The organism is Streptomyces sp. NBRC 109706 (genome assembly GCF_000974485.1).
Taxonomy (GTDB): Bacteria; Actinomycetota; Actinomycetes; order Streptomycetales; family Streptomycetaceae; genus Streptomyces.
In genome coordinates this window covers 723,648-745,985 of sequence record NZ_BBOM01000005.1, presented here as the reverse complement: position 1 = coordinate 745,985, position 22,338 = coordinate 723,648, and the positions used below count along the sequence as shown (strand labels likewise).

General features: G+C 68.2%; 16 protein-coding genes. All 16 read left to right on the top strand.

Annotation, left to right across the window (positions count from 1 at the left end; all coding sequences use genetic code 11):
* Positions 1-71: 71 nt before the first annotated feature.
* Positions 72-788, top strand: a complete 717-nt coding sequence (gene rplA / locus AOM46_RS08295) for a 50S ribosomal protein L1 (RefSeq protein ID WP_062207520.1) — start codon at positions 72-74, stop codon at positions 786-788.
* A gap of 152 nt (positions 789-940) precedes the next feature.
* A complete protein-coding gene (locus AOM46_RS08290; RefSeq protein ID WP_062207517.1) occupies positions 941-1,840 on the top strand; it encodes a hypothetical protein in 900 nt (299 codons plus the stop codon).
* Between the two features lie 312 nt (positions 1,841-2,152).
* Positions 2,153-2,707, top strand: a complete 555-nt coding sequence (gene rplJ / locus AOM46_RS08285) for a 50S ribosomal protein L10 (protein WP_062207515.1) — start codon at positions 2,153-2,155, stop codon at positions 2,705-2,707.
* Positions 2,708-2,821: 114 nt separating this feature from the next.
* Positions 2,822-3,208 carry a 50S ribosomal protein L7/L12 gene (gene rplL, locus AOM46_RS08280; protein ID WP_062207512.1) on the top strand — a complete coding sequence of 129 codons (387 nt, stop codon included), beginning with the start codon at positions 2,822-2,824 and terminating at the stop codon, positions 3,206-3,208.
* Positions 3,209-3,677: 469 nt separating this feature from the next.
* Positions 3,678-7,163: a DNA-directed RNA polymerase subunit beta gene (gene rpoB / locus AOM46_RS08275; RefSeq protein ID WP_062207510.1), complete on the top strand. Its 3,486-nt coding sequence runs from the start codon at positions 3,678-3,680 to the stop codon at positions 7,161-7,163.
* Between the two features lie 98 nt (positions 7,164-7,261).
* Positions 7,262-11,161 carry a DNA-directed RNA polymerase subunit beta' gene (locus AOM46_RS08270; RefSeq protein ID WP_062207508.1) on the top strand — a complete coding sequence of 1,300 codons (3,900 nt, stop codon included), beginning with the start codon at positions 7,262-7,264 and terminating at the stop codon, positions 11,159-11,161.
* A 332-nt stretch (positions 11,162-11,493) separates the two neighbouring features.
* Positions 11,494-11,865, top strand: coding sequence for a 30S ribosomal protein S12 (rpsL, locus tag AOM46_RS08265; protein ID WP_062207506.1), 372 nt, complete (start codon positions 11,494-11,496; stop codon positions 11,863-11,865).
* A gap of 2 nt (positions 11,866-11,867) precedes the next feature.
* Positions 11,868-12,338, top strand: coding sequence for a 30S ribosomal protein S7 (rpsG, locus tag AOM46_RS08260; protein ID WP_062207504.1), 471 nt, complete (start codon positions 11,868-11,870; stop codon positions 12,336-12,338).
* A gap of 39 nt (positions 12,339-12,377) precedes the next feature.
* Positions 12,378-14,501 carry an elongation factor G gene (gene fusA / locus AOM46_RS08255; RefSeq protein WP_062207502.1) on the top strand — a complete coding sequence of 708 codons (2,124 nt, stop codon included), beginning with the start codon at positions 12,378-12,380 and terminating at the stop codon, positions 14,499-14,501.
* Positions 14,502-14,671: 170 nt separating this feature from the next.
* A complete protein-coding gene (gene tuf / locus AOM46_RS08250; protein WP_062207500.1) occupies positions 14,672-15,865 on the top strand; it encodes an elongation factor Tu in 1,194 nt (397 codons plus the stop codon).
* A 349-nt stretch (positions 15,866-16,214) separates the two neighbouring features.
* Positions 16,215-16,655: a DUF485 domain-containing protein gene (locus AOM46_RS08245; protein WP_062207498.1), complete on the top strand. Its 441-nt coding sequence runs from the start codon at positions 16,215-16,217 to the stop codon at positions 16,653-16,655.
* Positions 16,652-18,349 carry a cation acetate symporter gene (locus AOM46_RS08240; RefSeq protein WP_062207496.1) on the top strand — a complete coding sequence of 566 codons (1,698 nt, stop codon included), beginning with the start codon at positions 16,652-16,654 and terminating at the stop codon, positions 18,347-18,349. Before AOM46_RS08245 ends, AOM46_RS08240 begins: the two co-directional genes overlap by 4 nt.
* Before the next feature lie 234 nt (positions 18,350-18,583).
* Complete coding sequence (locus AOM46_RS08235) at positions 18,584-19,237, top strand: NAD(P)-dependent oxidoreductase (RefSeq protein ID WP_062207494.1); 654 nt, start codon at positions 18,584-18,586, stop codon at positions 19,235-19,237.
* A gap of 142 nt (positions 19,238-19,379) precedes the next feature.
* Positions 19,380-20,384: a DUF5954 family protein gene (locus AOM46_RS08230; RefSeq protein WP_062207492.1), complete on the top strand. Its 1,005-nt coding sequence runs from the start codon at positions 19,380-19,382 to the stop codon at positions 20,382-20,384.
* Between the two features lie 104 nt (positions 20,385-20,488).
* Entirely contained in the window at positions 20,489-21,580 is a 1,092-nt protein-coding gene (locus AOM46_RS08225; RefSeq protein ID WP_078856602.1) for a sensor histidine kinase, read from the top strand.
* A complete protein-coding gene (locus AOM46_RS08220; RefSeq protein ID WP_067225995.1) occupies positions 21,577-22,335 on the top strand; it encodes a LytTR family DNA-binding domain-containing protein in 759 nt (252 codons plus the stop codon). Before AOM46_RS08225 ends, AOM46_RS08220 begins: the two co-directional genes overlap by 4 nt.
* The last annotated feature ends 3 nt before the right edge of the window (positions 22,336-22,338 follow it).

Sequence of the window (22,338 nt, the reverse complement as noted above, 5' to 3'; positions counted from 1 at the left end):
CCTCTCGACCTCGTGGCAGGGCCACGCGCTGGCCCGGACCACCACTCCACCGAACCAACCCAGGAGCAGCAGTGAAGCGCAGCAAGACTCTTCGCGGCGCGGACGCCAAGATCGACAAGACGCGCGTCTACAGCCCGCTTGAGGCCGTCCGTCTCGCCAAGGACACCTCCGGCACCAAGTTCGACTCGACCGTCGAGGTCGCCATGCGGTTGGGCGTCGACCCCCGCAAGGCGGACCAGATGGTCCGAGGCACCGTGAACCTCCCGCACGGCACCGGCAAGACCGCCCGGGTCCTGGTCTTTGCCACGGGTGACCGTGCGGCGGCCGCGGAGGCCGCTGGAGCCGACATCGTCGGCTCGGACGAACTGATCACCGAGGTCGCCGGCGGCCGTCTGGACTTCGACGCCGTGGTGGCCACCCCCGACCTGATGGGCAAGGTCGGCCGCCTCGGCCGGGTGCTCGGCCCGCGTGGTCTGATGCCCAACCCGAAGACCGGCACCGTCACCCCCGATGTCGCCAAGGCCGTCACCGAGATCAAGGGCGGCAAGATCGAGTTCCGCGTGGACAAGCACGCGAACCTCCACTTCATCATCGGCAAGGTGTCGTTCGCCGAGACGCAGCTGGTGGAGAACTACGCCGCCGCGCTGGAGGAGATCCTGCGGCTCAAGCCTTCGGCGGCGAAGGGGCGTTACCTGAAGAAGGCCGTCATCTCCACCACCATGGGCCCGGGTGTGCCGGTCGACCCCAACCGCACCCGCAACCTGCTGACCGAGGACGCCCTCGTCTGACCCGCGGGTCATCTCGTTCCTGATCGAGCGCCCGTCCCGGTTCTGTCACAGAACCGGGACGGGCGCTTTGTGCACGCCTGGGAGCAAATACGGTAAAGGGTGGACGGGGGATCCGTAGCACGTCCACACCCAGCACAACCCTTGGGGGAGTCATGCGTTTCACGCTTCGAGCGGCGGCCGGGATAGCCGGGGTCGCGCTGCTCGCCGGCACGGCCGCCTGTGGCAGCGACGACGGCCCCACCGAGGGTGGAGGCGGGGGCGAGCGTTCGGTCTCGGACGCCGCCTCGGCGCTCCAGGCCGCCGCCGAGACCACCTCGGAGATGACCTCCGCCCGGTTCGAGGGCCGGATGTCCGCCCCCGCCTCCGCCGGCGGCGAGATGACGATGGACGGCGTCATGAGCTGGGACTCGGCGCTGGTCATGGAGATGGCCGTGCAGTCCGAGGAGTTGGCGGCCACCCCGGGCGCCCCGCAGGAGATGACCATCCGCTGGCTCGACAACGTGATGTACATGAACATGGGCGAGGAGTTCGCGGCCGAGATGGAGGGCCGTGAATGGCTCAGCCTGGACCTCACCGCGATCGCCGAGGAGACCGGCGACCAGGCCATGGTCGATGCCCTGACGATGGGGCTCGAGTCCACCAACCAGGACCCGGCGCAGCAGATGGGGATCATGCTCCAGTCCCCGGGGATCGAGGAGGTCGGCGAGGAGACGCTGGACGGCGTCGAGACCCGGCACTACCAGGGCACCGTCACCGTTGAGGACGCGATCGCCGGCGACAGCGGCGGGGCCACCGCCACGCTCACGGACGCGGAGCTTGAGCAGCTGGTGGAGATGATGGAGCAGCAGGGCATCGAGAGCTACGACATCGACGTCTGGATCGACGAGAACGACCTGCCGGTGCGGATCGTGCAGAGCTACGACAGCAACGAGGGCCCGATCGAGTACGAGATGCGGTACTTCGACTACAACACCGACATCGCGGTCGAGGCGCCGCCGGCCGATTCGGTCTTCGACTTCATGGACCTGCTGGCGGAGATGGGCGCGGTCTGACCGCCCCGGGCCGGCCGGTCGGCCGGCCCGGTTCCGCTTCCCCCGGGGCGATTTGCGAATCCGCGAATCGCTCACGTACTCTTCCACGTGAAGCCAGAGACCGCTGGTTGTCGCCCTGTTTCCGTTTGGATTCGGGGTGGCCGAAGGACCGCTCACGCGGCGACCCGCGCAGGTGATCGTGGAAGAACATAGTTTGTTTCGTGCTGTGTTCCGCCCTGAGCGCCTGCGCTGAGGGCGTTTTTTTGTTGGGTCGGCCCCTTCTGCCGCGGTTGCTGAACACCTGCGGAAAAACCCGGAAGGAGGGCCGAGGTTATGGCTACGTCCGACAAGGGCGCGGTCGTCGAGGAGATCAAGCAGCGTTTTGAGAACTCCAACGCGGCCGTGGTCACCGCCTACACGGGCCTTACCGTGGCTCAGCTCAAGGAGCTGCGCCGCTCGCTCGGCGAGAACGCCCAGTACCGCGTGACCAAGAACACGCTGACCAAGATCGCGGCCAACGAGGCCGGAGTCAGCGGGCTCGACGAGTTCTTCAAGGGCTCCACCGCCGTCGCCTTTGTGACCGGTGACCCGGTCAACGTGGCGAAGGGCCTGCGGGACTTCTCCAAGGAGAACCCCGCGCTGGTCATCAAGGGCGGAGTCCTCGACGGCAAGGCGCTCAACGCCGCCGAGATCGTCAAGCTGGCCGACCTGGAGCCGCGCGAGGTTCTGCTCGCCAAGCTCGCCGGTGGCATGAAGGCGTCGATGGCCAAGGCCGCCGCGACCTTCGAGGCCCCGCTCACGAAGTTCGTCCGCACGGCAGACGCCCTGCGGAACAAGGTCGAGCAGGGTGGTGCCGGTGCGCCGGCCGCCGCCGAGTCCGCCGAATAGCCGGAGCGACGTCTCTCGTCTCCCGGTCCCATCGGAGGACCTCAGGCGTGGGCTGTTCGGCCCGCGTCTCACGTTCAACCGGCACCAGCCGACTCAAGTGGAAGGACCGCCATCATGGCGAAGCTGAGCCAGGACGAGCTGCTTGAGCAGTTCGCCGACATGACCCTGCTCGAACTGTCGGACTTCGTGAAGAAGTTCGAGGAGAAGTTCGACGTCGAGGCCGCCGCCCCGGCCGCCGTGGTCGCCGCCCCGGGCGCCGGCGGCGGTGCCGCCGAGGCCGAGCCGGAGAAGGACGAGTTCGACGTCGTCCTGACCGGTGCCGGCGACAAGAAGATCCAGGTCATCAAGGTCGTGCGCGAGCTGACCTCGCTGGGTCTGAAGGAGGCCAAGGAGCTGGTCGACAGCGCCCCCAAGGCCGTCGTCGAGAAGGTCACCAAGGAGGCCGCCGACAAGGCCAAGGAGTCGCTGGAGGGCGCTGGCGCCTCCGTCGAGGTGAAGTGACGCCCGGCGTCGCTTCCCCCTCTCCTACCAGGGGCGATCACCCAGTCGGGTGGTCGCCCCCGGGCGTTCCCGCAGCGGCCTCCTTGCCCGTGACGCGGGGGCGGGTATGGTGATCTTCGGTCGTCTCTCCCGACGTGCCCGGGACGGGTGGCGGGGGAGTCGGGGCCTTGACGAACCGCGGCGGTCGCGCGATTCTCTGGTCGCACGCCGGATCGATCCGCGATCCGAGGAATGGATCGCCGGCGTAGTGGGAAGTACTGCGGCAGACGGGTCCGTTGCCAGCCTTCGAGGCGGCTGGCGGCGGTACGGAGCACGGCCGAGGGTGGCTCCTCGATTGATAGATATGGGCATTGGACATCAGTGGGTCTTGTGACTACACTGACCCTTTGCGCTGCCTAGCTGCCTCCTGCCCGTCACCTAGGGGGCCGGCACGCGCGCAGAGAGTCCGAGCCCTCGGAAGGACCCCCTCTTGGCCGCCTCGCGCAACGCCTCGACCAACAGTACGAACAACGGCACCAGCACTGCACCGCTGCGTGTCTCTTTTGCGAAGATCAAGGAGCCGCTAGAGGTTCCCAATCTCCTTGCGCTGCAGACCGAGAGTTTTGACTGGCTGCTCGGTAATGACGCCTGGAAAGCCCGCGTCGAGGCCGCGCTGGAGAGTGGACAGGACGTTCCGAGGAAGTCCGGTCTGGAGGAGATCTTCGAGGAGATCTCCCCGATCGAGGACTTCTCTGGGTCGATGTCCCTGACGTTCCGCGACCACCGTTTCGAGCCGCCGAAGAACTCGATCGACGAGTGCAAGGAACGCGATTTCACCTTTGCCGCCCCGCTGTTCGTCACCGCGGAGTTCACCAACAACGAGACCGGCGAGATCAAGTCGCAGACGGTCTTCATGGGTGACTTCCCGCTGATGACGGACAAGGGCACCTTCTGCATCAACGGCACCGAGCGCGTGGTCGTCTCCCAGCTGGTGCGGTCCCCGGGCGTCTACTTCGACAGCAGCATCGACAAGACCTCGGACAAGGACCTCTTCTCCGCCAAGATCATCCCGTCCCGGGGTGCCTGGCTGGAGATGGAGATCGACAAGCGCGACATGGTCGGCGTCCGCATCGACCGCAAGCGCAAGCAGTCCGTCACCGTGCTGCTGAAGGCCCTCGGCTGGACCTCCGACCAGATCCTGGAGGAGTTCGGCGAGTACGAGTCCATGCGCGCCACCCTGGAGAAGGACCACACCCAGGGGCAGGACGACGCGCTGCTCGACATCTACCGCAAGCTCCGTCCGGGCGAGCCGCCGACCCGCGAGGCCGCCCAGACGCTGCTGGAGAACCTCTACTTCAACCCCAAGCGGTACGACCTGGCCAAGGTCGGTCGTTACAAGATCAACAAGAAGCTGGGCGGGGACGAGCCGCTGGACGCGGGCGTGCTCACCGTCGAGGACATCGTCGCCACCATCAAGTACCTGGTGCGGCTGCACGCCGGCGAGACCGAGACGGTCGTCGCCGGGGGCCGGACGATCGTCGTCGAGACGGACGACATCGACCACTTCGGCAACCGGCGGCTGCGCAACGTCGGCGAGCTGATCCAGAACCAGGTCCGCACGGGCCTGGCCCGGATGGAGCGCGTCGTCCGTGAGCGGATGACCACCCAGGACGTCGAGGCGATCACGCCGCAGACCCTGATCAACATCCGGCCGGTCGTCGCCTCCATCAAGGAGTTCTTCGGCACCAGCCAGCTGTCGCAGTTCATGGACCAGACCAACCCGCTCTCCGGGCTGACCCACAAGCGTCGTCTCTCGGCGCTCGGCCCCGGCGGTCTGAGCCGGGAGCGGGCCGGTCTCGAAGTCCGTGACGTGCACCCCTCGCACTACGGTCGGATGTGTCCGATCGAGACGCCCGAGGGTCCCAACATCGGTCTGATCGGCTCGCTCGCCGCCTTCGGCCGGGTCAACGCGTTCGGCTTCGTCGAGACGCCCTACCGCCGGGTCACCGACGGTATCGTCACCGACTCCGTCGACTACCTGACCGCCGACGAGGAGGACCGCTTCGTCATCGCGCAGGCCAACGCGCCGCTCACCGACGACTACCACTTCGCGGAGTCCCGGGTGCTGGTGCGTCGCCGTGGCGGCGAGATCGACTACGTCGCCGGCACCGAGGTCGACTACATGGACGTCTCGCCGCGCCAGATGGTGTCGGTGGCCACGGCCATGATCCCGTTCCTGGAGCACGACGACGCCAACCGCGCGCTGATGGGCTCCAACATGATGCGCCAGGCGGTGCCGCTGATCCAGGCGGAGTCGCCGCTGGTCGGCACCGGCATGGAGTACCGCTCCGCGGTCGACGCCGGCGATGTGATCAAGGCCGAGAAGGACGGCGTGATCTCCGACGTCTCGGCCGACTACATCTCGGTGCAGAACGACGACGGCACCCATGTCACCTACCGGCTGGCCAAGTTCCACCGCTCCAACCAGGGCACCTCGTTCAACCAGAAGGTCATGGTCGAGGAGGGGGACCGCGTCGTCACCGGCCAGGTGATCGCCGACGGTCCGTCCACCCAGAGCGGTGAGATGGCGCTCGGCAAGAACCTGCTGGTCGCGTTCATGCCGTGGGAGGGCTACAACTACGAGGACGCGATCATCCTCAGCCAGCGGCTGGTGCAGGACGACGTCCTCTCCTCGATCCACATCGAGGAGCACGAGGTCGACGCCCGGGACACCAAGCTCGGCCCCGAGGAGATCACCCGGGACATCCCGAACGTCTCCGAGGAGGTCCTGGCCGACCTGGACGACCGGGGCATCATCCGGATCGGCGCCGAGGTCGAGGCCGGCGACATCCTGGTCGGCAAGGTCACGCCCAAGGGCGAGACGGAGCTGACCCCGGAGGAGCGCCTGCTGCGCGCGATCTTCGGCGAGAAGGCCCGTGAGGTCCGCGACACCTCGCTGAAGGTGCCGCACGGCGAGACCGGCAAGGTCATCGGCGTGCGGGTCTTCGACCGCGAGGAGGGCGACGAACTGCCCCCGGGCGTCAACCAGTTGGTTCGCGTCTATGTCGCGCAGAAGCGGAAGATCACGGACGGCGACAAGCTCGCCGGACGGCACGGCAACAAGGGCGTGATCTCCAAGATCCTGCCCATCGAGGACATGCCGTTCATGGAGGACGGCACGCCCGTCGACATCATCCTCAACCCGCTGGGTGTGCCCTCCCGGATGAACCCCGGGCAGGTGCTGGAGATCCACCTCGGCTGGCTGGCCTCCCAGGGCTGGAAGGTCGAGGACCTGGAGGAGGAGTGGCAGCAGCGGCTCGCCGCGATCGACGCGGACGATGTCGCGCCCGGCACCAACGTCGCCACCCCGGTGTTCGACGGTGCCCGCGAGGACGAGTTGGCGGGCCTCTTCGGCGCCACCATCCCCAACCGCGACGGCGACCGGCTGGTGCTGCCCTCGGGCAAGGCCAGGCTCTTCGACGGCCGCTCGGGCGAGCCGTTCCCGGACCCGATCTCCATCGGGTACATGTACATCCTCAAGCTGCACCACCTGGTGGACGACAAGCTGCACGCCCGCTCCACCGGCCCGTACTCCATGATCACCCAGCAACCGCTCGGTGGTAAGGCGCAGTTCGGCGGCCAGCGGTTCGGCGAGATGGAGGTGTGGGCGCTGGAGGCATATGGTGCCGCCTACGCCCTCCAGGAGCTGCTGACCATCAAGTCCGACGACGTCACCGGCCGCGTCAAGGTCTACGAGGCGATCGTCAAGGGCGAGAACATCCCCGAGCCCGGCATTCCCGAGTCCTTCAAGGTGCTCATCAAGGAAATGCAGTCGCTCTGCCTGAACGTGGAGGTGCTGTCCTCGGACGGCATGTCCATCGAGATGCGTGACACAGACGAGGACGTCTTCCGCGCCGCGGAGGAACTCGGCATCGACCTGTCCCGGCGGGAGCCGAGCAGCGTCGAAGAGGTCTGACGGGCCAGGTCGGAGGGGCGGGTCCAACCCGCCCCTCCGGCTCCCCCCGGACCCCGACAGACCATTGACTGACACGACCCTGAGAGGGATTGACGAGAGTGCTCGACGTCAACTTCTTCGACGAACTGCGGATCGGCCTGGCGACGGCTGACGACATCCGTCAGTGGTCTCACGGCGAGGTGAAGAAGCCGGAGACCATCAACTACCGCACCCTCAAGCCCGAGAAGGACGGCCTCTTCTGCGAGAAGATCTTCGGTCCCACCCGGGACTGGGAGTGCTACTGCGGCAAGTACAAGCGCGTGCGCTTCAAGGGCATCATCTGTGAGCGCTGCGGCGTCGAGGTGACCCGCGCCAAGGTGCGCCGGGAGCGGATGGGCCACATCGAACTGGCCGCCCCCGTCACCCACATCTGGTACTTCAAGGGCGTTCCGTCGCGCCTTGGCTACCTGCTCGACCTGGCGCCGAAGGACCTGGAGAAGGTCATCTACTTCGCCGCCTACATGATCACCTATGTGGACGAGGAGCGTCGCACCCGCGACCTGCCGTCCCTTGAGGCGCACATCTCCGTCGAGCGCCAGCAGATCGAACAGCGTCGCGACGCCGACCTTGAGGCCAGGGCCAAGAAGCAGGAGTCGGACCTGGCCGAGCTGGAGGCCGAGGGCGCCAAGGCGGACGCGCGCCGCAAGGTGCGCGAGGGCGCCGAGCGCGAGATGAAGCAGCTGCGCGACCGCGCCCAGCGCGAGCTGGACCGGCTCGACGAGGTGTGGAACCGCTTCAAGAACCTCAAGGTCCAGGACCTGGAGGGCGACGAGCTGCTCTACCGCGAGCTGCGCGACCGCTTCGGCACCTACTTCGACGGTTCGATGGGTGCCGCGGCGCTCCAGAAGCGTCTGGAGACGTTCGACCTGAACGAGGAGGCCGAGCGGCTGCGGGAGATCATCCGCACCGGCAAGGGTCAGAAGAAGACCCGCGCCCTGAAGCGGCTCAAGGTGGTCTCCGCGTTCCTGCAGACCTCCAACAGCCCGCGCGGCATGGTCCTCGACTGCGTCCCGGTGATCCCGCCGGACCTGCGTCCGATGGTGCAGCTGGACGGTGGCCGGTTCGCCACCTCCGACCTGAACGACCTGTACCGCCGGGTGATCAACCGGAACAACCGCCTGAAGCGGCTTCTCGACCTCGGCGCGCCCGAGATCATCGTCAACAACGAGAAGCGGATGCTGCAGGAGGCCGTCGACGCGCTGTTCGACAACGGTCGGCGCGGACGTCCGGTCACCGGCCCCGGCAACCGTCCGCTGAAGTCGCTGTCCGACATGCTCAAGGGCAAGCAGGGCCGGTTCCGGCAGAACCTGCTGGGCAAGCGCGTGGACTACTCGGCGCGTTCGGTGATCGTGGTGGGCCCGCAGCTCAAGCTGCACCAGTGCGGTCTGCCCAAGGCGATGGCGCTTGAGCTCTTCAAGCCGTTCGTGATGAAGCGTCTTGTCGATCTCAACCACGCGCAGAACATCAAGTCGGCCAAGCGGATGGTCGAGCGGCAGCGGACCGTGGTGTACGACGTCCTCGAAGAGGTCATCGCCGAGCACCCCGTGCTGCTGAACCGCGCGCCCACGCTGCACCGGCTCGGTATCCAGGCGTTCGAGCCGCAGCTGGTCGAGGGCAAGGCCATCCAGATCCACCCGCTCGTCTGTACCGCGTTCAACGCGGACTTCGACGGTGACCAGATGGCCGTGCACCTGCCGCTGTCGGCGGAGGCGCAGGCCGAGGCCCGCATCCTGATGCTGTCCTCGAACAACATCCTCAAGCCGGCCGACGGCCGTCCCGTCACCATGCCCACCCAGGACATGGTGCTGGGCCTGTTCTTCCTCACCACCGACGAGGAGGAGCGGGAGGTCCGCGGCGAGGGGCGTTCGTTCGCCTCGACCGCCGAGGCGATCATGGCGTTCGACGCCGGCGAGCTGTCGCTCCAGGCGAAGATCGACATCCGGTTCCCGCTGGGCACCGTGCCGCCGCGTGGCTGGACTCCGCCGGAGCCGGCCGAGGGCGAGCCCGCGTGGCAGCAGGGCGAGAGCTTCCGGCTGCGCACCACGCTTGGCCGGGCGCTCTTCAACGAACTGCTGCCCGAGGACTACCCGTTCGTCGACTCGTCCGTGGGCAAGAAGCAGCTCTCCGGGATCGTCAACGACCTCGCCGAGCGCTACCCCAAGGTCGTCGTCGCCGCCGCGCTGGACAACCTCAAGGCGGCCGGCTACTTCTGGGCCACCAGGTCCGGTGTCACCGTGGCCGTCTCCGACATCGTGGTGCCCGAGGCGAAGAAGCAGATCATCGCCGACTACGAGGCCCAGGACGAGAAGGTCCAGAAGCAGTACGAGCGCGGCCTGATCACCAAGGACGAGCGCACCCAGGAGCTCATCGCCATCTGGACCAAGGCCACGGTCGAGGTCGCGGACGCGATGAGCGAGAACTTCCCGAAGACCAACCCGATCTTCATGATGGTCGACTCGGGTGCGCGCGGCAACATGATGCAGATGCGTCAGATCGCCGGTATGCGTGGTCTGGTGTCCAACGCCAAGAACGAGACCATCCCGCGGCCGATCAAGGCGTCGTTCCGCGAGGGCCTCACCGTGCTGGAGTACTTCATCTCCACCCACGGCGCCCGTAAGGGTCTGGCGGACACCGCGCTGCGTACCGCCGACTCCGGGTACCTCACCCGGCGTCTGGTGGACGTCTCGCAGGACGTGATCATCCGCGAGGAGGACTGCGGCACCGACCGTGGCCTCAAGCTGTCGATCGCGTCCAAGGGCGCGGACGGCACGCTGCGCAAGGCGGAGGACGCCGAGAGCAGCGTCTACGCCCGCTGCCTGGCCGAGGACATCACGGTGGACGGGAAGGTCCTGGCCCCGGCCGGCACCGACCTGGGCGACGTGCTGATCGACGAGCTGGTGCGGCACGGCGTGGAGACGGTCAAGACCCGTTCCGTCCTCACCTGCGAGTCCGCGGTCGGCACCTGCGCCATGTGCTACGGGCGTTCGCTGGCCACCGGCAAGCTGGTGGACATCGGCGAGGCCGTCGGTATCATCGCGGCCCAGTCGATCGGTGAGCCCGGCACCCAGCTGACGATGCGGACCTTCCACACCGGTGGTGTGGCGGGTGACGACATCACCCAGGGTCTGCCGCGTGTGGTCGAGCTGTTCGAGGCCCGTACCCCGAAGGGCGTCGCGCCGATCTCCGAATCGGCCGGCCGGGTGCGGATCGAGGAGACGGAGAAGACCAAGAAGGTCGTCGTCACCCCGGACGACGGGTCGGACGAGACCTCCTACCCGGTCTCCAAGCGGTCCAGGCTGCTGGTGGGCGAGGGCGACCATGTCACGGTCGGCCAGCCGCTCACCGTCGGCGCGGCCAACCCGCACGACGTGCTGCGGATCCTCGGACAGCGCGCGGTCCAGGTGTACCTGGTCGGCGAGGTTCAGAAGGTCTACAACTCGCAGGGCGTGGCGATCCACGACAAGCACATCGAGATCATCGTCCGGCAGATGCTGCGCCGGGTGACCATCATCGAGTCCGGCGACGCGGAGCTGCTGCCGGGCGAGCTGGTGGAGCGCTCGAAGTTCGAGTCGGAGAACCGCCGGGTGGTCGCCGAGGGCGGGCACCCCGCCTCCGGCCGTCCGCAGCTGATGGGTATCACCAAGGCGTCGCTGGCCACCGAGTCCTGGCTGTCGGCGGCGTCCTTCCAGGAGACGACGCGGGTGCTCACCGACGCGGCGATCAACGCCAAGTCGGACTCGCTGATCGGCCTCAAGGAGAACGTGATCATCGGCAAGCTGATCCCGGCCGGTACGGGCCTGTCCCGTTACCGCAACATCCGGGTGGAGCCCACCGAGGAGGCGAAGGCCGCGATGTACTCGGCTGTCGGCTACGACGACATCGACTACTCGCCCTTCGGCACCGGCTCGGGCCAGGCGGTCCCGCTTGAGGACTACGACTACGGCCCCTACCAGGGCTGACAGCGTGTGGTGGCCGGCGGCCGGGGCGGAGCGATCCGCCCCGGCCGCCGCGCCGTGTGGCCGGGTGTGCCGTCGCGCGCGGTCGCGTCAAGGGGGCCGGACCTCGATCGTTTTGACCGTAGCCATCGCGCTGGGTACGCTCTGACCTTGTGCCTGGGGTGTTCCCTGCGCTTTTTCAGCCGCAGTCGGGACTCCGGGGTCCGCATCCACTTCCCTGCACCGCCCGTCGGCGGAGAGCGGAAGCCCGCGGTTTTCGACACGCCCGACCGCGTGGGTCGGCGCGTGTTCCAGGTTAGCTTTATTGAGACCGGCACAGAGAAACCGGAGATACGGTGCCAACGATCCAGCAGCTGGTCCGCAAGGGCCGGCAGGACAAGGTCGAGAAGAACAAGACACCCGCGCTTGAGGGTTCGCCCCAGCGCCGCGGTGTCTGCACGCGTGTGTTCACCACCACGCCCAAGAAGCCGAACTCGGCGCTGCGCAAGGTCGCGCGTGTCCGGCTGAGCAACGGGATCGAGGTCACCGCCTACATCCCGGGTGAGAACCACAACCTTCAGGAGCACTCCATCGTGCTGGTGCGCGGTGGACGGGTTCGGGACCTGCCGGGTGTTCGCTACAAGATCATCCGCGGCTCCCTGGACACCCAGGGCGTCAAGAACCGCAAGCAGGCTCGCAGCCGCTACGGCGCCAAGAAGGAGAAGTAAGAATGCCTCGTAAGGGCCCCGCCCCGAAGCGACCGGTGCACATCGACCCGGTGTACGGCTCTCCTCTGGTGACGTCGCTGATCAACAAGATCCTGCTGAACGGCAAGCGTTCCACGGCCGAGCGCATCGTCTACGGCGCCATGGAAGGCCTTCGGGAGAAGACCGGCAACGACCCGGTCATCACCCTGAAGCGCGCCCTGGAGAACGTGAAGCCGACCCTTGAGGTGCGGTCCCGCCGCGTCGGTGGCGCCACGTACCAGGTGCCGGTCGAGGTGCGCCCCGGGCGTTCCTCCACGCTCGCCCTGCGCTGGCTCGTCGGGTACTCCCGCGCTCGTCGCGAGAAGACCATGACCGAGCGTCTGATGAACGAACTGCTCGACGCCTCCAACGGCCTCGGCGCGTCCGTGAAGAAGCGCGAGGACACGCACAAGATGGCCGAGTCCAACAAGGCGTTCGCGCACTACCGCTGGTAGTCGCAACCCCTATCGAGACCGAGAGAAGACTGAAGCCAGATGGCTACCACTTCACTTGACCTGGCCAGGGTCCGCAACATCGGGATCATGGCCCACATCGACGCGGGCAAGACGACCACCACCGAGCGGATCCTGTACTACACCGGTGTGAGCTACAAGATCGGTGAGGTCCACGACGGCGCCGCCACGATGGACTGGATGGAACAGGAGCAGGAGCGCGGCATCACGATCACGTCCGCCGCGACCACCTGTCACTGGCCTCTCGACGAGGTCGACCACACCATCAACATCATCGACACCCCGGGCCACGTGGACTTCACGGTCGAGGTGGAGCGTTCGCTGCGGGTGCTCGACGGGGCCGTCACCGTCTTCGACGGTGTGGCCGGTGTCGAGCCGCAGTCGGAGACCGTCTGGCGTCAGGCGGACCGCTACGGCGTGCCGCGTATCTGTTTCGTGAACAAGCTCGACCGCACGGGTGCGGACTTCTTCCGCTGTGTCGACATGATCGTCGACCGGCTGAAGGCCGTCCCGCTGGTCATGCAGCTGCCGATCGGCGCCGAGGCCGGCTTCCAGGGCGTGGTGGACCTCGTCCGCATGAAGGCCCTGGTCTGGTCCGAGGAGACCAAGCTCGGCGAGATGTACGACGTCGTCGACATCCCCGAGGATCTGCGCGAGCAGGCCGACGAGTGGCACGCCAAGCTCGTCGAGGCGGTCGCCGAGAACGACGAGGAGCTGATGGAGCTGTACCTGGAGGGCGAGGAGCCCTCCGTGGAGCAGCTCTACACGGCGGTGCGTCGGATCACCCTGGCCTCCACGGGGGCCGAGGGCACGACCACGGTCACGCCGGTGTTCTGCGGTACCGCGTTCAAGAACAAGGGCGTTCAGCCCCTGCTCGACTCGGTGATCCGCTACCTGCCGTCGCCGCTGGACGTCGAGGCGGTCGAGGGTCACTCGCCGCGCGACAGCGAAGAGGTCATCACCCGGCGGCCCTCCGAGGAGGAGCCGCTGGCGGCCCTGGCGTTCAAGATCGCCACGGACCCGCACCTGGGCAAGCTCACCTTCATCCGTGTCTACTCCGGCGTGCTCCAGACGGGCACGCAGGTGCTGAACGCGGTGAAGGGGCGCAAGGAGCGGATCGGCAAGATCTACCGGATGCACGCCAACAAGCGGGAGGAGATCGACCGCGTCGGCGCCGGTGACATCGTCGCCGTGATGGGGCTCAAGCAGACCACCACGGGCGAGACGCTGTCGGACGCCTCCCACCAGATCATCCTGGAGTCCATGGAGTTCCCGGCTCCGGTGATCGAGGTCGCCATCGAGCCCAAGTCCAAGGGCGACCAGGAGAAGCTGGGCGTGGCGATCCAGCGGCTGGCCGAGGAGGACCCGTCCTTCCAGGTCAAGACCAACGAGGAGACCGGCCAGACGATCATCGCGGGCATGGGCGAACTGCACCTCGACGTGCTGGTCGACCGCATGAAGCGCGAGTTCAAGGTCGAGGCCAACGTCGGCAAGCCGCAGGTCGCCTACCGTGAGACGCTGCGTCGTGCGGTCGAGAAGGTCGACTACACGCACAAGAAGCAGACCGGTGGTTCGGGTCAGTTCGCCAAGGTCCAGATCAGTCTGGAGCCGCTGGAGGGCGACGGCTACGAGTTCGAGAACAAGGTCACCGGTGGCCGTATCCCCCGGGAGTACATCCCCTCGGTGGACGCGGGATGCCAGGAGGCGATGGAGTTCGGCGTGCTCGCCGGCTACCCGCTGACCGGTGTCAAGGTGACCCTGCTCGACGGTGCGTACCACGACGTCGACTCCTCGGAGATGGCGTTCAAGATCGCCGGTTCGATGGTCTTCAAGGAGGCCGCTCGCCGCGCGAGCCCGGCCATCCTTGAGCCGCTGATGGCGGTCGAGGTCACCACGCCCGAGGAGTACATGGGCGATGTGATCGGCGACATCAACTCCCGCCGTGGCCAGATCCAGGCCATGGAGGACCGTGGTGGCGTCAAGGTCGTCAAGGCCCTGGTCCCGCTGTCCGAGATGTTCGGCTACGTCGGTGACCTGCGCAGCAAGACCTCCGGTCGTGCGAGTTACTCCATGCAGTTCGATTCCTATGGTGAGGTTCCCAAGAACGTCTCCGAGGAGATCATCGCGAAGGCCAAGGGCGAGTAGCCCTTAAGCTGGAGCCAAGGGGCATTCGGGGGCATTCCGCCCCCGGTGCCCGGCCCTTTAGCGAAGCGGTCAAGGGCATCCCCCTCGGGGTCCTGACCGGTTCGGTCGATATCTGAAAACCTCCCGCAAAGTGCGGGGGGCGTACAGCACCAGTCCACAGGAGGACCCCAGTGGCGAAGGCGAAGTTCGAGCGGACTAAGCCGCACGTCAACATTGGCACCATCGGTCACATCGACCACGGCAAGACGACGCTTACCGCGGCGATCACCAAGGTGCTGCACGACGCTTACCCGAACCTCAATGAGACGTTCGCGTTCGAGAACATCGACAAGGCGCCCGAAGAGCGTCAGCGCGGTATCACCATCTCCATCGCGCATGTCGAGTACCAGACGGAGAACCGTCACTACGCGCACGTCGACTGCCCGGGTCACGCGGACTACATCAAGAACATGATCACCGGTGCCGCCCAGATGGACGGCGCGATCCTGGTGGTCGCCGCCACCGATGGTCCGATGCCGCAGACCAAGGAGCACGTGCTGCTCGCGCGCCAGGTCGGCGTGCCGTACATCGTGGTCGCCCTCAACAAGGCGGACATGGTGGACGACGAGGAGATCATGGAGCTGGTGGAGCTCGAGGTCCGTGAGCTGCTCACGGAGTACGAGTTCCCGGGCGACGACGTGCCGGTGGTCAAGGTCTCCGCGCTGAAGGCGCTGGAGGGTGACCCGGAGTGGGCCAAGACGGTTCTCGAGCTGATGGAGGCCGTGGACACGGCCATTCCGCAGCCCGAGCGTGACGTCGACAAGCCGTTCCTGATGCCGATCGAGGACGTGTTCACCATCACCGGCCGCGGCACCGTCGTGACCGGCCGGATCGAGCGCGGCATCCTCAAGGTCAACGAGACCGTCGACATCATCGGCATCAAGGAAGAGAAGGCCACCACCACGGTGACCGGAATCGAGATGTTCCGGAAGCTGCTGGACGAGGGTCGGGCCGGTGAGAACGTCGGTCTGCTGCTTCGTGGCATCAAGCGCGAGGACGTGGAGCGCGGCCAGGTCGTCATCAAGCCGGGTTCGGTCACGCCGCACACCGACTTCGAGGCGCAGGCGTACATCCTGTCGAAGGACGAGGGTGGCCGCCACACCCCGTTCTTCAACAACTACCGCCCGCAGTTCTACTTCCGTACCACCGACGTGACCGGTGTGGTGCACCTCCCCGAGGGCACCGAGATGGTCATGCCGGGCGACAACACCGAGATGCGCGTTGAGCTGATCCAGCCCATCGCCATGGAGGAGGGCCTGAAGTTCGCCATCCGTGAGGGTGGTCGGACCGTGGGCGCCGGTCAGGTCACCAAGATCATCAAGTGAACTGACGCTCGCCGTCGATCGCGAGCACCCGTCGGGGCCCCGGGCCCGCCGCCACCGTGCGGCGGATCCGGGGCCCCCACGTCTGTCGGAAACGTTCCCGACCGGGAAGAGTGCGGGGCGGTCCCGCCGCCGGCCGGCCCGGCCCCCGGCCCCTCGTCGACCCTTGGGCCGCGCTCCGGCGCCCGCTCGGCGCGGAAATCGACCGTTCGTCGAGCGGCCCCGCCAAGGCCGTGCCCCGGGCCTGTGACGCTCCTTACATTTCGTGGGCAGCGATTGTCCGAGGTCCCCGAGATTTCCCAGGAGTACCCCCGGGCTTCCCCTCCCGGACCGTTTCCCGAAGGAGCCGTCGATGGCGACACACTCCGCCCCCGATTCCAGCGAGCCTCCCCAGCCCGCCGAGCGTGGGGATCCCGAGCCAGCGGCCGAAAGTCCCAACCCCGAGGCCGAGTTGGAAGCCCGCTCCGCCGTGATGCACGAGGATCCGCGGTTCCACGAGCTGCGCACCCGCCTGTTGCGCTTCGTGGTCCCGGCCAGCATCGCCTTTCTCTCCTGGTATCTGCTCTATGTGGTGATGTCCGTCTACGCACGCGGTGTGATGTCCACCGAGGTCGTCGGCAGCGCCAATATCGCCTTGTTCTTTGGTCTGTTGCAGTTTGTTACGACGTTCGGTATCGCGATCCTCTACTCGCGCTACGCCAACCGCCGCTTCGACCCGCTCGCCGACGAGCTGCGGGACGAGCTCGAGGGTCAGCCGGTGGTTCCTGGCGCCAGGAAGGGAGACGCGGCATGATCACCATCGCGGCGGACAACTCCGACGAACGAATCATCACCCTCATCCTGTTCGGCCTGCTGATCGCCGGCACGCTGGGCATCACCATCTGGGCCAGCCGGCAGACCAAGACGGCCACCGACTTCCACTCCGGCGGCCGTGGCTTCAGCGGCATCCAGAACGGCTTCGCGATCGGCGGCGACTACATGTCGGCCGCGTCGTTCCTGGGCATCGCCGGCATGATCGCGCTCTACGGCTACGACGGGTTCCTCTACTCGATCGGCTTCCTGGTCGCCTGGCTGGTGGCGCTGCTGCTGGTCGCCGAACTCCTGCGGAACTCCGGCCGGTTCACCATGACCGACGTGGTCTCCTACCGGATGCGCCAGCGCCCGGTGCGGACCGCGGGATCGATCTCGACGCTGACCGTCTCGATCTTCTACCTGTTGGCGCAGATGGTCGGCGCCGGCGCTCTGGTGGCGCTGCTGCTCGGCATCGAGGAGGGCGAGACCTACCTCGGGATGAGCGCCGACACCGCGAAGATCGTCGGCATCGTGCTCGTCGGCCTGTTGATGATCACCTATGTCTCCTTCGGCGGCATGACCGGCACCACCTGGGTGCAGATCGTCAAGGCCGTGATGCTGATGGGCGGCGCACTGCTGGTCACCCTGCTGGTGTTGGCGATCTACGACTTCAACATCGGCTCGCTGATGAACGACGCGGCGGACGCCAGCGGGGTGGGGAACGCGTTCCTCGAACCCGGCCAGCGCTATGGCGTCGAGGTCGCGGGGGACACCTGGCAGACCCTGGTCAACAAGCTGGACCTGATCAGCCTGGGCCTGGCCCTGGTGCTGGGCACGGCCGGTCTGCCGCACATCCTGATCCGCTTCTACACGGTGCCGGACTCCAAGACCGCGCGGAAGTCCGTCAACTGGGCCATCGGCCTGATCGGCACCTTCTACCTGCTGACCCTGATCCTGGGCTTCGGCGCCGCCGCACTGGTCGGAAAAGAGGCGATCACCGCACAGAACTCGGCGGGCAACACGGCCGCGCCACAGCTGGCCGAGGAGGTCGGTGCCCACTTCGGCGGGGACTTCCTCGGGGCGGTGATGCTGGCGCTGATCGCCGCGGTCGCGTTCGCCACCATCCTCTCCACGGTGGCCGGGCTCACCATCGCCTCGTCCTCCTCGCTGGCGCACGACTTCTACAACGCGGTGCTGCGCGGCGGGAAGGCCAGCGAGCAGGAGGAGGTCAGGGTCGCCAGGTTCGCCGCGATCGGCGTGGGCGTGGTCTCCATCGTGCTGGCGGTGTTCGCACAGGATCTGAACGTCGCCTTCCTGGTCGCCCTCGCCTTCGCCATCGCGGCCTCGGCCAACCTGCCGGTGATCCTCTTCAGCCTCTTCTGGAAGCGGTTCAACACGGCGGGCGCGGTGGCCGGCATCTATGGCGGCCTGGTCGGTTCCGTCGGCCTTGTGCTCTTCTCGCCGGTGGTGTCCGGCAAGGTCGACGCGGAGGGCAACAACCTGGCGCTGCTGCCCAAGAGCGTGGACATCTCCTGGTTCCCCCTGGAGAACCCGGGCCTGGTGTCCATCCCGCTCGGTCTGCTCTGTGCCGTCGTCGGCACCCTCATGTCCAAGGAGTCCGATCCCGATCGGTTCGCCAAGCTTCAGGTGCGGGCCCTCACCGGCGCCGGAGCCGAGCGAGCCAGTAAGCACTGACGGATCGGACCATCCCACGGGGGTATCTCGCCCCACCCCCGGCGCCCGGGGCCTTGTCTCTGCCCTTCCCCGACAAGGCCCCGGGCGCCTTCGCGTCCGCCGCTGTTCCGTCGCCTCGTTCCGACGCCGCGACACGCGGTCGCTGGTGGAACGGCCGGGCGCGGCCCGGGCGGTGGCACGCTGGCGGGGGTGCCCCGACGGGCGGGCGCCGCTTCGCGAAAGGGCGGTTTCGTCATGGCCAGGATCGCGGTCTTCGGCGCCTCGGGCAGCATCGGCCACCGGGTGGTGAGCGAGGCACTGGACCGGGGGCACCAGGTGACGGCGGTGGTACGCGATCCGGCGAAGGTCACCAGAAGCCACCCCGCGCTTGAGGTGCTGGGCGGCGACGTGCTCGACCCGGCCAGCGTCACGGTGGCCGCGCGCGGACAGGACGCGCTGGTCAGCGCGGTGGGCGGCAACGATGCCGAGGGGCATGAGGCGCTGATCGAGCCGTCGGCGCAGGCGCTGGTCGCCGGGCTGCACGCGCTGGGCGCCGAGGCACCCCGGCTGATCATGGTCGGCGGCGCCGGCTCGCTGCGCACCCCCGAAGGCGGTCAGCTCTGGGACACCCCGGGCCTCCCCGACCAGGTGGTGCGGATCATGCGGTCGCACGGGGCCGCGCTCGACTATCTGCGGAGCATCGCCAGCGAGGTCCGCTGGACCAACCTCAGCCCGGCGGCCCAGATCGAGTCGGGGGTGCGCAAGGGCGCCTACCGCACGGCGCTGGAGGAGCTGGTGATCGACGAGGACGGCCGGAGCTGGATCTCCACCGAGGACTACGCCAAGGCCGTGGTCGACGAGATCGAACAGCCCGCCCATATCGGCCGCCGCTTCACCGTCGGCTACTGACGCCCCCCGACCACCGGCCGCCGTCGCCGGGAAACCCGGAGATGCGTGAACGTCGTGAACATGGGGGCAAGCTAGCCCCCCGAAAGGTGGGGGCTTTGGGGAATCCCCGGACGGAGAGCGCGGATACCGTCACACTGGGCATATGGCGGATCACCAGAGGAACGCACCGCGTCACCTCACCTTCCGGGTGACCAGGCGGGAGGATCCCGTCTCCGAGGTCACCGAACAGGACGCGATCAGAGCCGCGGAACGCTACCCCCATGTGGTCATCCGGGGCCCCGTCTTCGGCTTCGCCGAACAGCGCCCCGAGGACGGCCCCGCCTGGCGGCTGCTCGACGACGTCACCGACGGCTTCGCCCAGCACGCGCGCGACGGGCTCAACTCCCACCTCTGGTTCCGGGCCAGGGACGAGACCGCCCCCGGCGATCGGCTCCGCGCCCAACTGCGGGAAGCCGTCTCCCGGTTGGAGCGCGAGCCGGTCAACGAGCTGACCGTCGGCGACACCCGCTACCGGATCGTGCGCGGCGACGAGTTCGCCAGGATCGGCCCCGACGGCATCGAGGGGCCACGCCCCACCGACCCCGACGAGCCGGCCGCCGACCTCTCCTGGGGCGAGCGCCGCTCCTCGCCCAGCCGCACCAGGGGCCTGCTGGTCGACCACGCCAGACCCACCGGGATCATGGAGTCCATCCAGCGGATGGAACTGCTCGGGCTGCGCTACGAGGCGCCCCGGATCCCCGCCGAGGCGCGGGCCGACTCGGCCACCGCGCTGGCCACCCACCCCGGAGTGGTGTTGCTCCCCGCCACCTTCACCTTCGCGGAGCGCAAACGCTCCTCCTGGGAGCCGATGGCCGCGCTCCAGCCGAGCCCCCACGAGGCACGCGCCACCCTCTACGACTATCTGGCCGAGTTCCTGCCCAAGCTGGGCCAGGAGGTGTCCGAGGACGACGCCCGGGTCTACGCCGAGGCCGCCGAGGAGTTCCGCGCCCGCCCGCGCCGCGACGAGATCACCGTGCTGGGCCGCAGGTTCCAGATCATCAGGGTGGAGCGGCTGATCCGGATCGGCCCCGACGGCCCGGAGACGCCCAGGCCCAGCGATCTCGATCCCTACGGCCCCTGCCCGATCCACCGGCCGTTGCCCGAGTGACCCGCGGGTAGCTTCGCGGACGCAGCCGCGATTCGACCCCGTTCGGCCAGGAAGGGGCGGTCGTTTCCCTACAGCGGAACGGCCCTCTGGGCTAGGTTCGGGCCATGCTGGATGGCAGACGGCGGCGCAGGGCCGAACAGGGCGAGGACACGCGGAGCATCGCGCGCCTGCTGACCGCCGTCCAGGAGCTGGACGACGACCTCCGCGACGGCCTCACCGGACGCGGTGCCGGCCAGGCCGCCCGACGGCTGCGCAGGCTGCTCGGCGCCGACAGCGTGCTCCTCGCCGACCTCGGCGGCCCGGTCGCCGTGGCGGGGCCCGAGCCCACCGACGCCGATTCGGGCGCGCTGCTCGCCCAGTCCTACGAGGACGGCAGCCCCGTGCACCGGCCGCCCTGGTCGGCCGTCCCGCTGCTGGTCGCCGGCGAGCTGTCCGGCGGGCTGCTGGTGCGCGGCGGCGCCGAGGCCGAGGTCACCGCCGTGGCCGCGCTGGTGGCCCGTTCCCTCGACCACGCCGCGCTGCGCCGGGCCAGGGGCCGGATCGCCCAGGCCGAACTGCGCACCCTGCGCGCCCAGATATCCCCGCACTTCCTGCACAACGCGCTGGCCGTGATCGGCGCCCGGGTGCGCACCGACCCGGACCGGGCCAGGGCCCTGCTCAGCGACTTCGCCGACTATCTGCGCTACAGCTTCTCCACCAAGGGCGACTACGCCACCGTCGCCGAGGAGCTGCAGGCCATCCAGACCTATCTGGAACTGCAACGCGCCCGCTTCGACGACCGGATGGAGCTGACCGTCCGGATGGCGCCCGAGATCCTGCCCGTCGTCATTCCCTTCCTAGTGATCCAGCCCATCGTGGAGAATGCCGTCCGGCACGGCCTCGAGCCCAAGCCGGGGCCCGGATCCATCCAGGTCTCCGGCTTCGGCGAGGGCCCGCTGTGTGTGATCGAGGTGGAGGACGACGGGGTGGGGATGCGACCGGAGTTCGCCCAGGCGGTGCTCGCCGGGGAACACGCGGCCACCGGGGGCGAGCCGCTGGACGAACAGCGTCGCCGGGTCGGCCTGGCCAATGTGGACATGCGGCTGCGGGCGGTCTACGGGCCCGAGTACGGGCTGGTGATCGAGACCGCGCCGGACAGCGGCACCAAGGTCGTCATCCGGGTGCCCCGATTCAGACGAGGAGTGGCCGCGCGGTGACCGCCGAGACCCGACTGCGTGCCCTGGTGGTGGAGGACGAGACGTTCACCCGCAGGGAGTTGGCCGCCATGCTGACGGCGCTGCCCGAGATCGGCGAGGTCAGCGAGGCGGACGGCGGGGAGAGCGCGGTCCGCCTGCTGGGCGAGGCCGCCTTCGACGCGGTCTTCCTCGACATCTCGATGCCGGGCCTCGACGGGATGGCGGTGGCCCGGGTGCTGGGCCGGCTCTCCGCACCGCCGGCCATCGTCTTCGTCACCGCGTCGGAACAGCACGCCGTCGACGCCTTCGGCATCGGCGCCATCGACTACCTGCTCAAGCCCGTCCGCCCCGAGCGGCTGGCCGAGGCGGTCGCCAGGGCCGGCGCCCTGCACCGCCCGCCGCCGGCCGCGCCGCGCGCCCCGCACAGCGACGAGCTGTCCGTGGTCCGGGTGGAGAACGGCCGGCACACGGTGTTCGTGCACCGCGACGACATCCAGTACGCCGAGGCGCACGGGGACTACGTCCGGCTGCACACCGCCGAGGAGACCCATCTGATCCGGATATCCCTCAGCTATCTGGAGGAGGTGTGGGCGCCGGCCGGCTTCGTCCGGGCGCACCGGGGCTATCTGGTGGCCATCCGCTGGGTCCGCGACCTCTGGGTCAGCAGCTCCTCGGGGCTGCTGGCGCGCACCCCGGCCGGCGATGTGCCGGTCAGCCGGCGGCACGCCAGGGCGCTCAAGGAGCAGCTGCTGGCCGCGGTGCGGGACGAGGAGTGAGCC

Excerpts from the sequence above, each read along its gene's own strand:
- AOM46_RS08290 (WP_062207517.1), top strand. The coding sequence starts at position 941 with ATGCGTTTCACGCTTCGAGCGGCGGCCGGGATAGCCGGGGTCGCGCTG.
- rplJ (WP_062207515.1), top strand. The coding sequence starts at position 2,153 with ATGGCTACGTCCGACAAGGGCGCGGTCGTCGAGGAGATCAAGCAGCGT.
- rplL (WP_062207512.1), top strand. The coding sequence starts at position 2,822 with ATGGCGAAGCTGAGCCAGGACGAGCTGCTTGAGCAGTTCGCCGACATG.
- rpsG (WP_062207504.1), top strand. The coding sequence starts at position 11,868 with ATGCCTCGTAAGGGCCCCGCCCCGAAGCGACCGGTGCACATCGACCCG.
- fusA (WP_062207502.1), top strand. The coding sequence starts at position 12,378 with ATGGCTACCACTTCACTTGACCTGGCCAGGGTCCGCAACATCGGGATC.
- AOM46_RS08245 (WP_062207498.1), top strand. The coding sequence starts at position 16,215 with ATGGCGACACACTCCGCCCCCGATTCCAGCGAGCCTCCCCAGCCCGCC.
- AOM46_RS08240 (WP_062207496.1), top strand. The coding sequence starts at position 16,652 with ATGATCACCATCGCGGCGGACAACTCCGACGAACGAATCATCACCCTC.
- AOM46_RS08235 (WP_062207494.1), top strand. The coding sequence starts at position 18,584 with ATGGCCAGGATCGCGGTCTTCGGCGCCTCGGGCAGCATCGGCCACCGG.
- AOM46_RS08230 (WP_062207492.1), top strand. The coding sequence starts at position 19,380 with ATGGCGGATCACCAGAGGAACGCACCGCGTCACCTCACCTTCCGGGTG.
- AOM46_RS08225 (WP_078856602.1), top strand. The coding sequence starts at position 20,489 with ATGCTGGATGGCAGACGGCGGCGCAGGGCCGAACAGGGCGAGGACACG.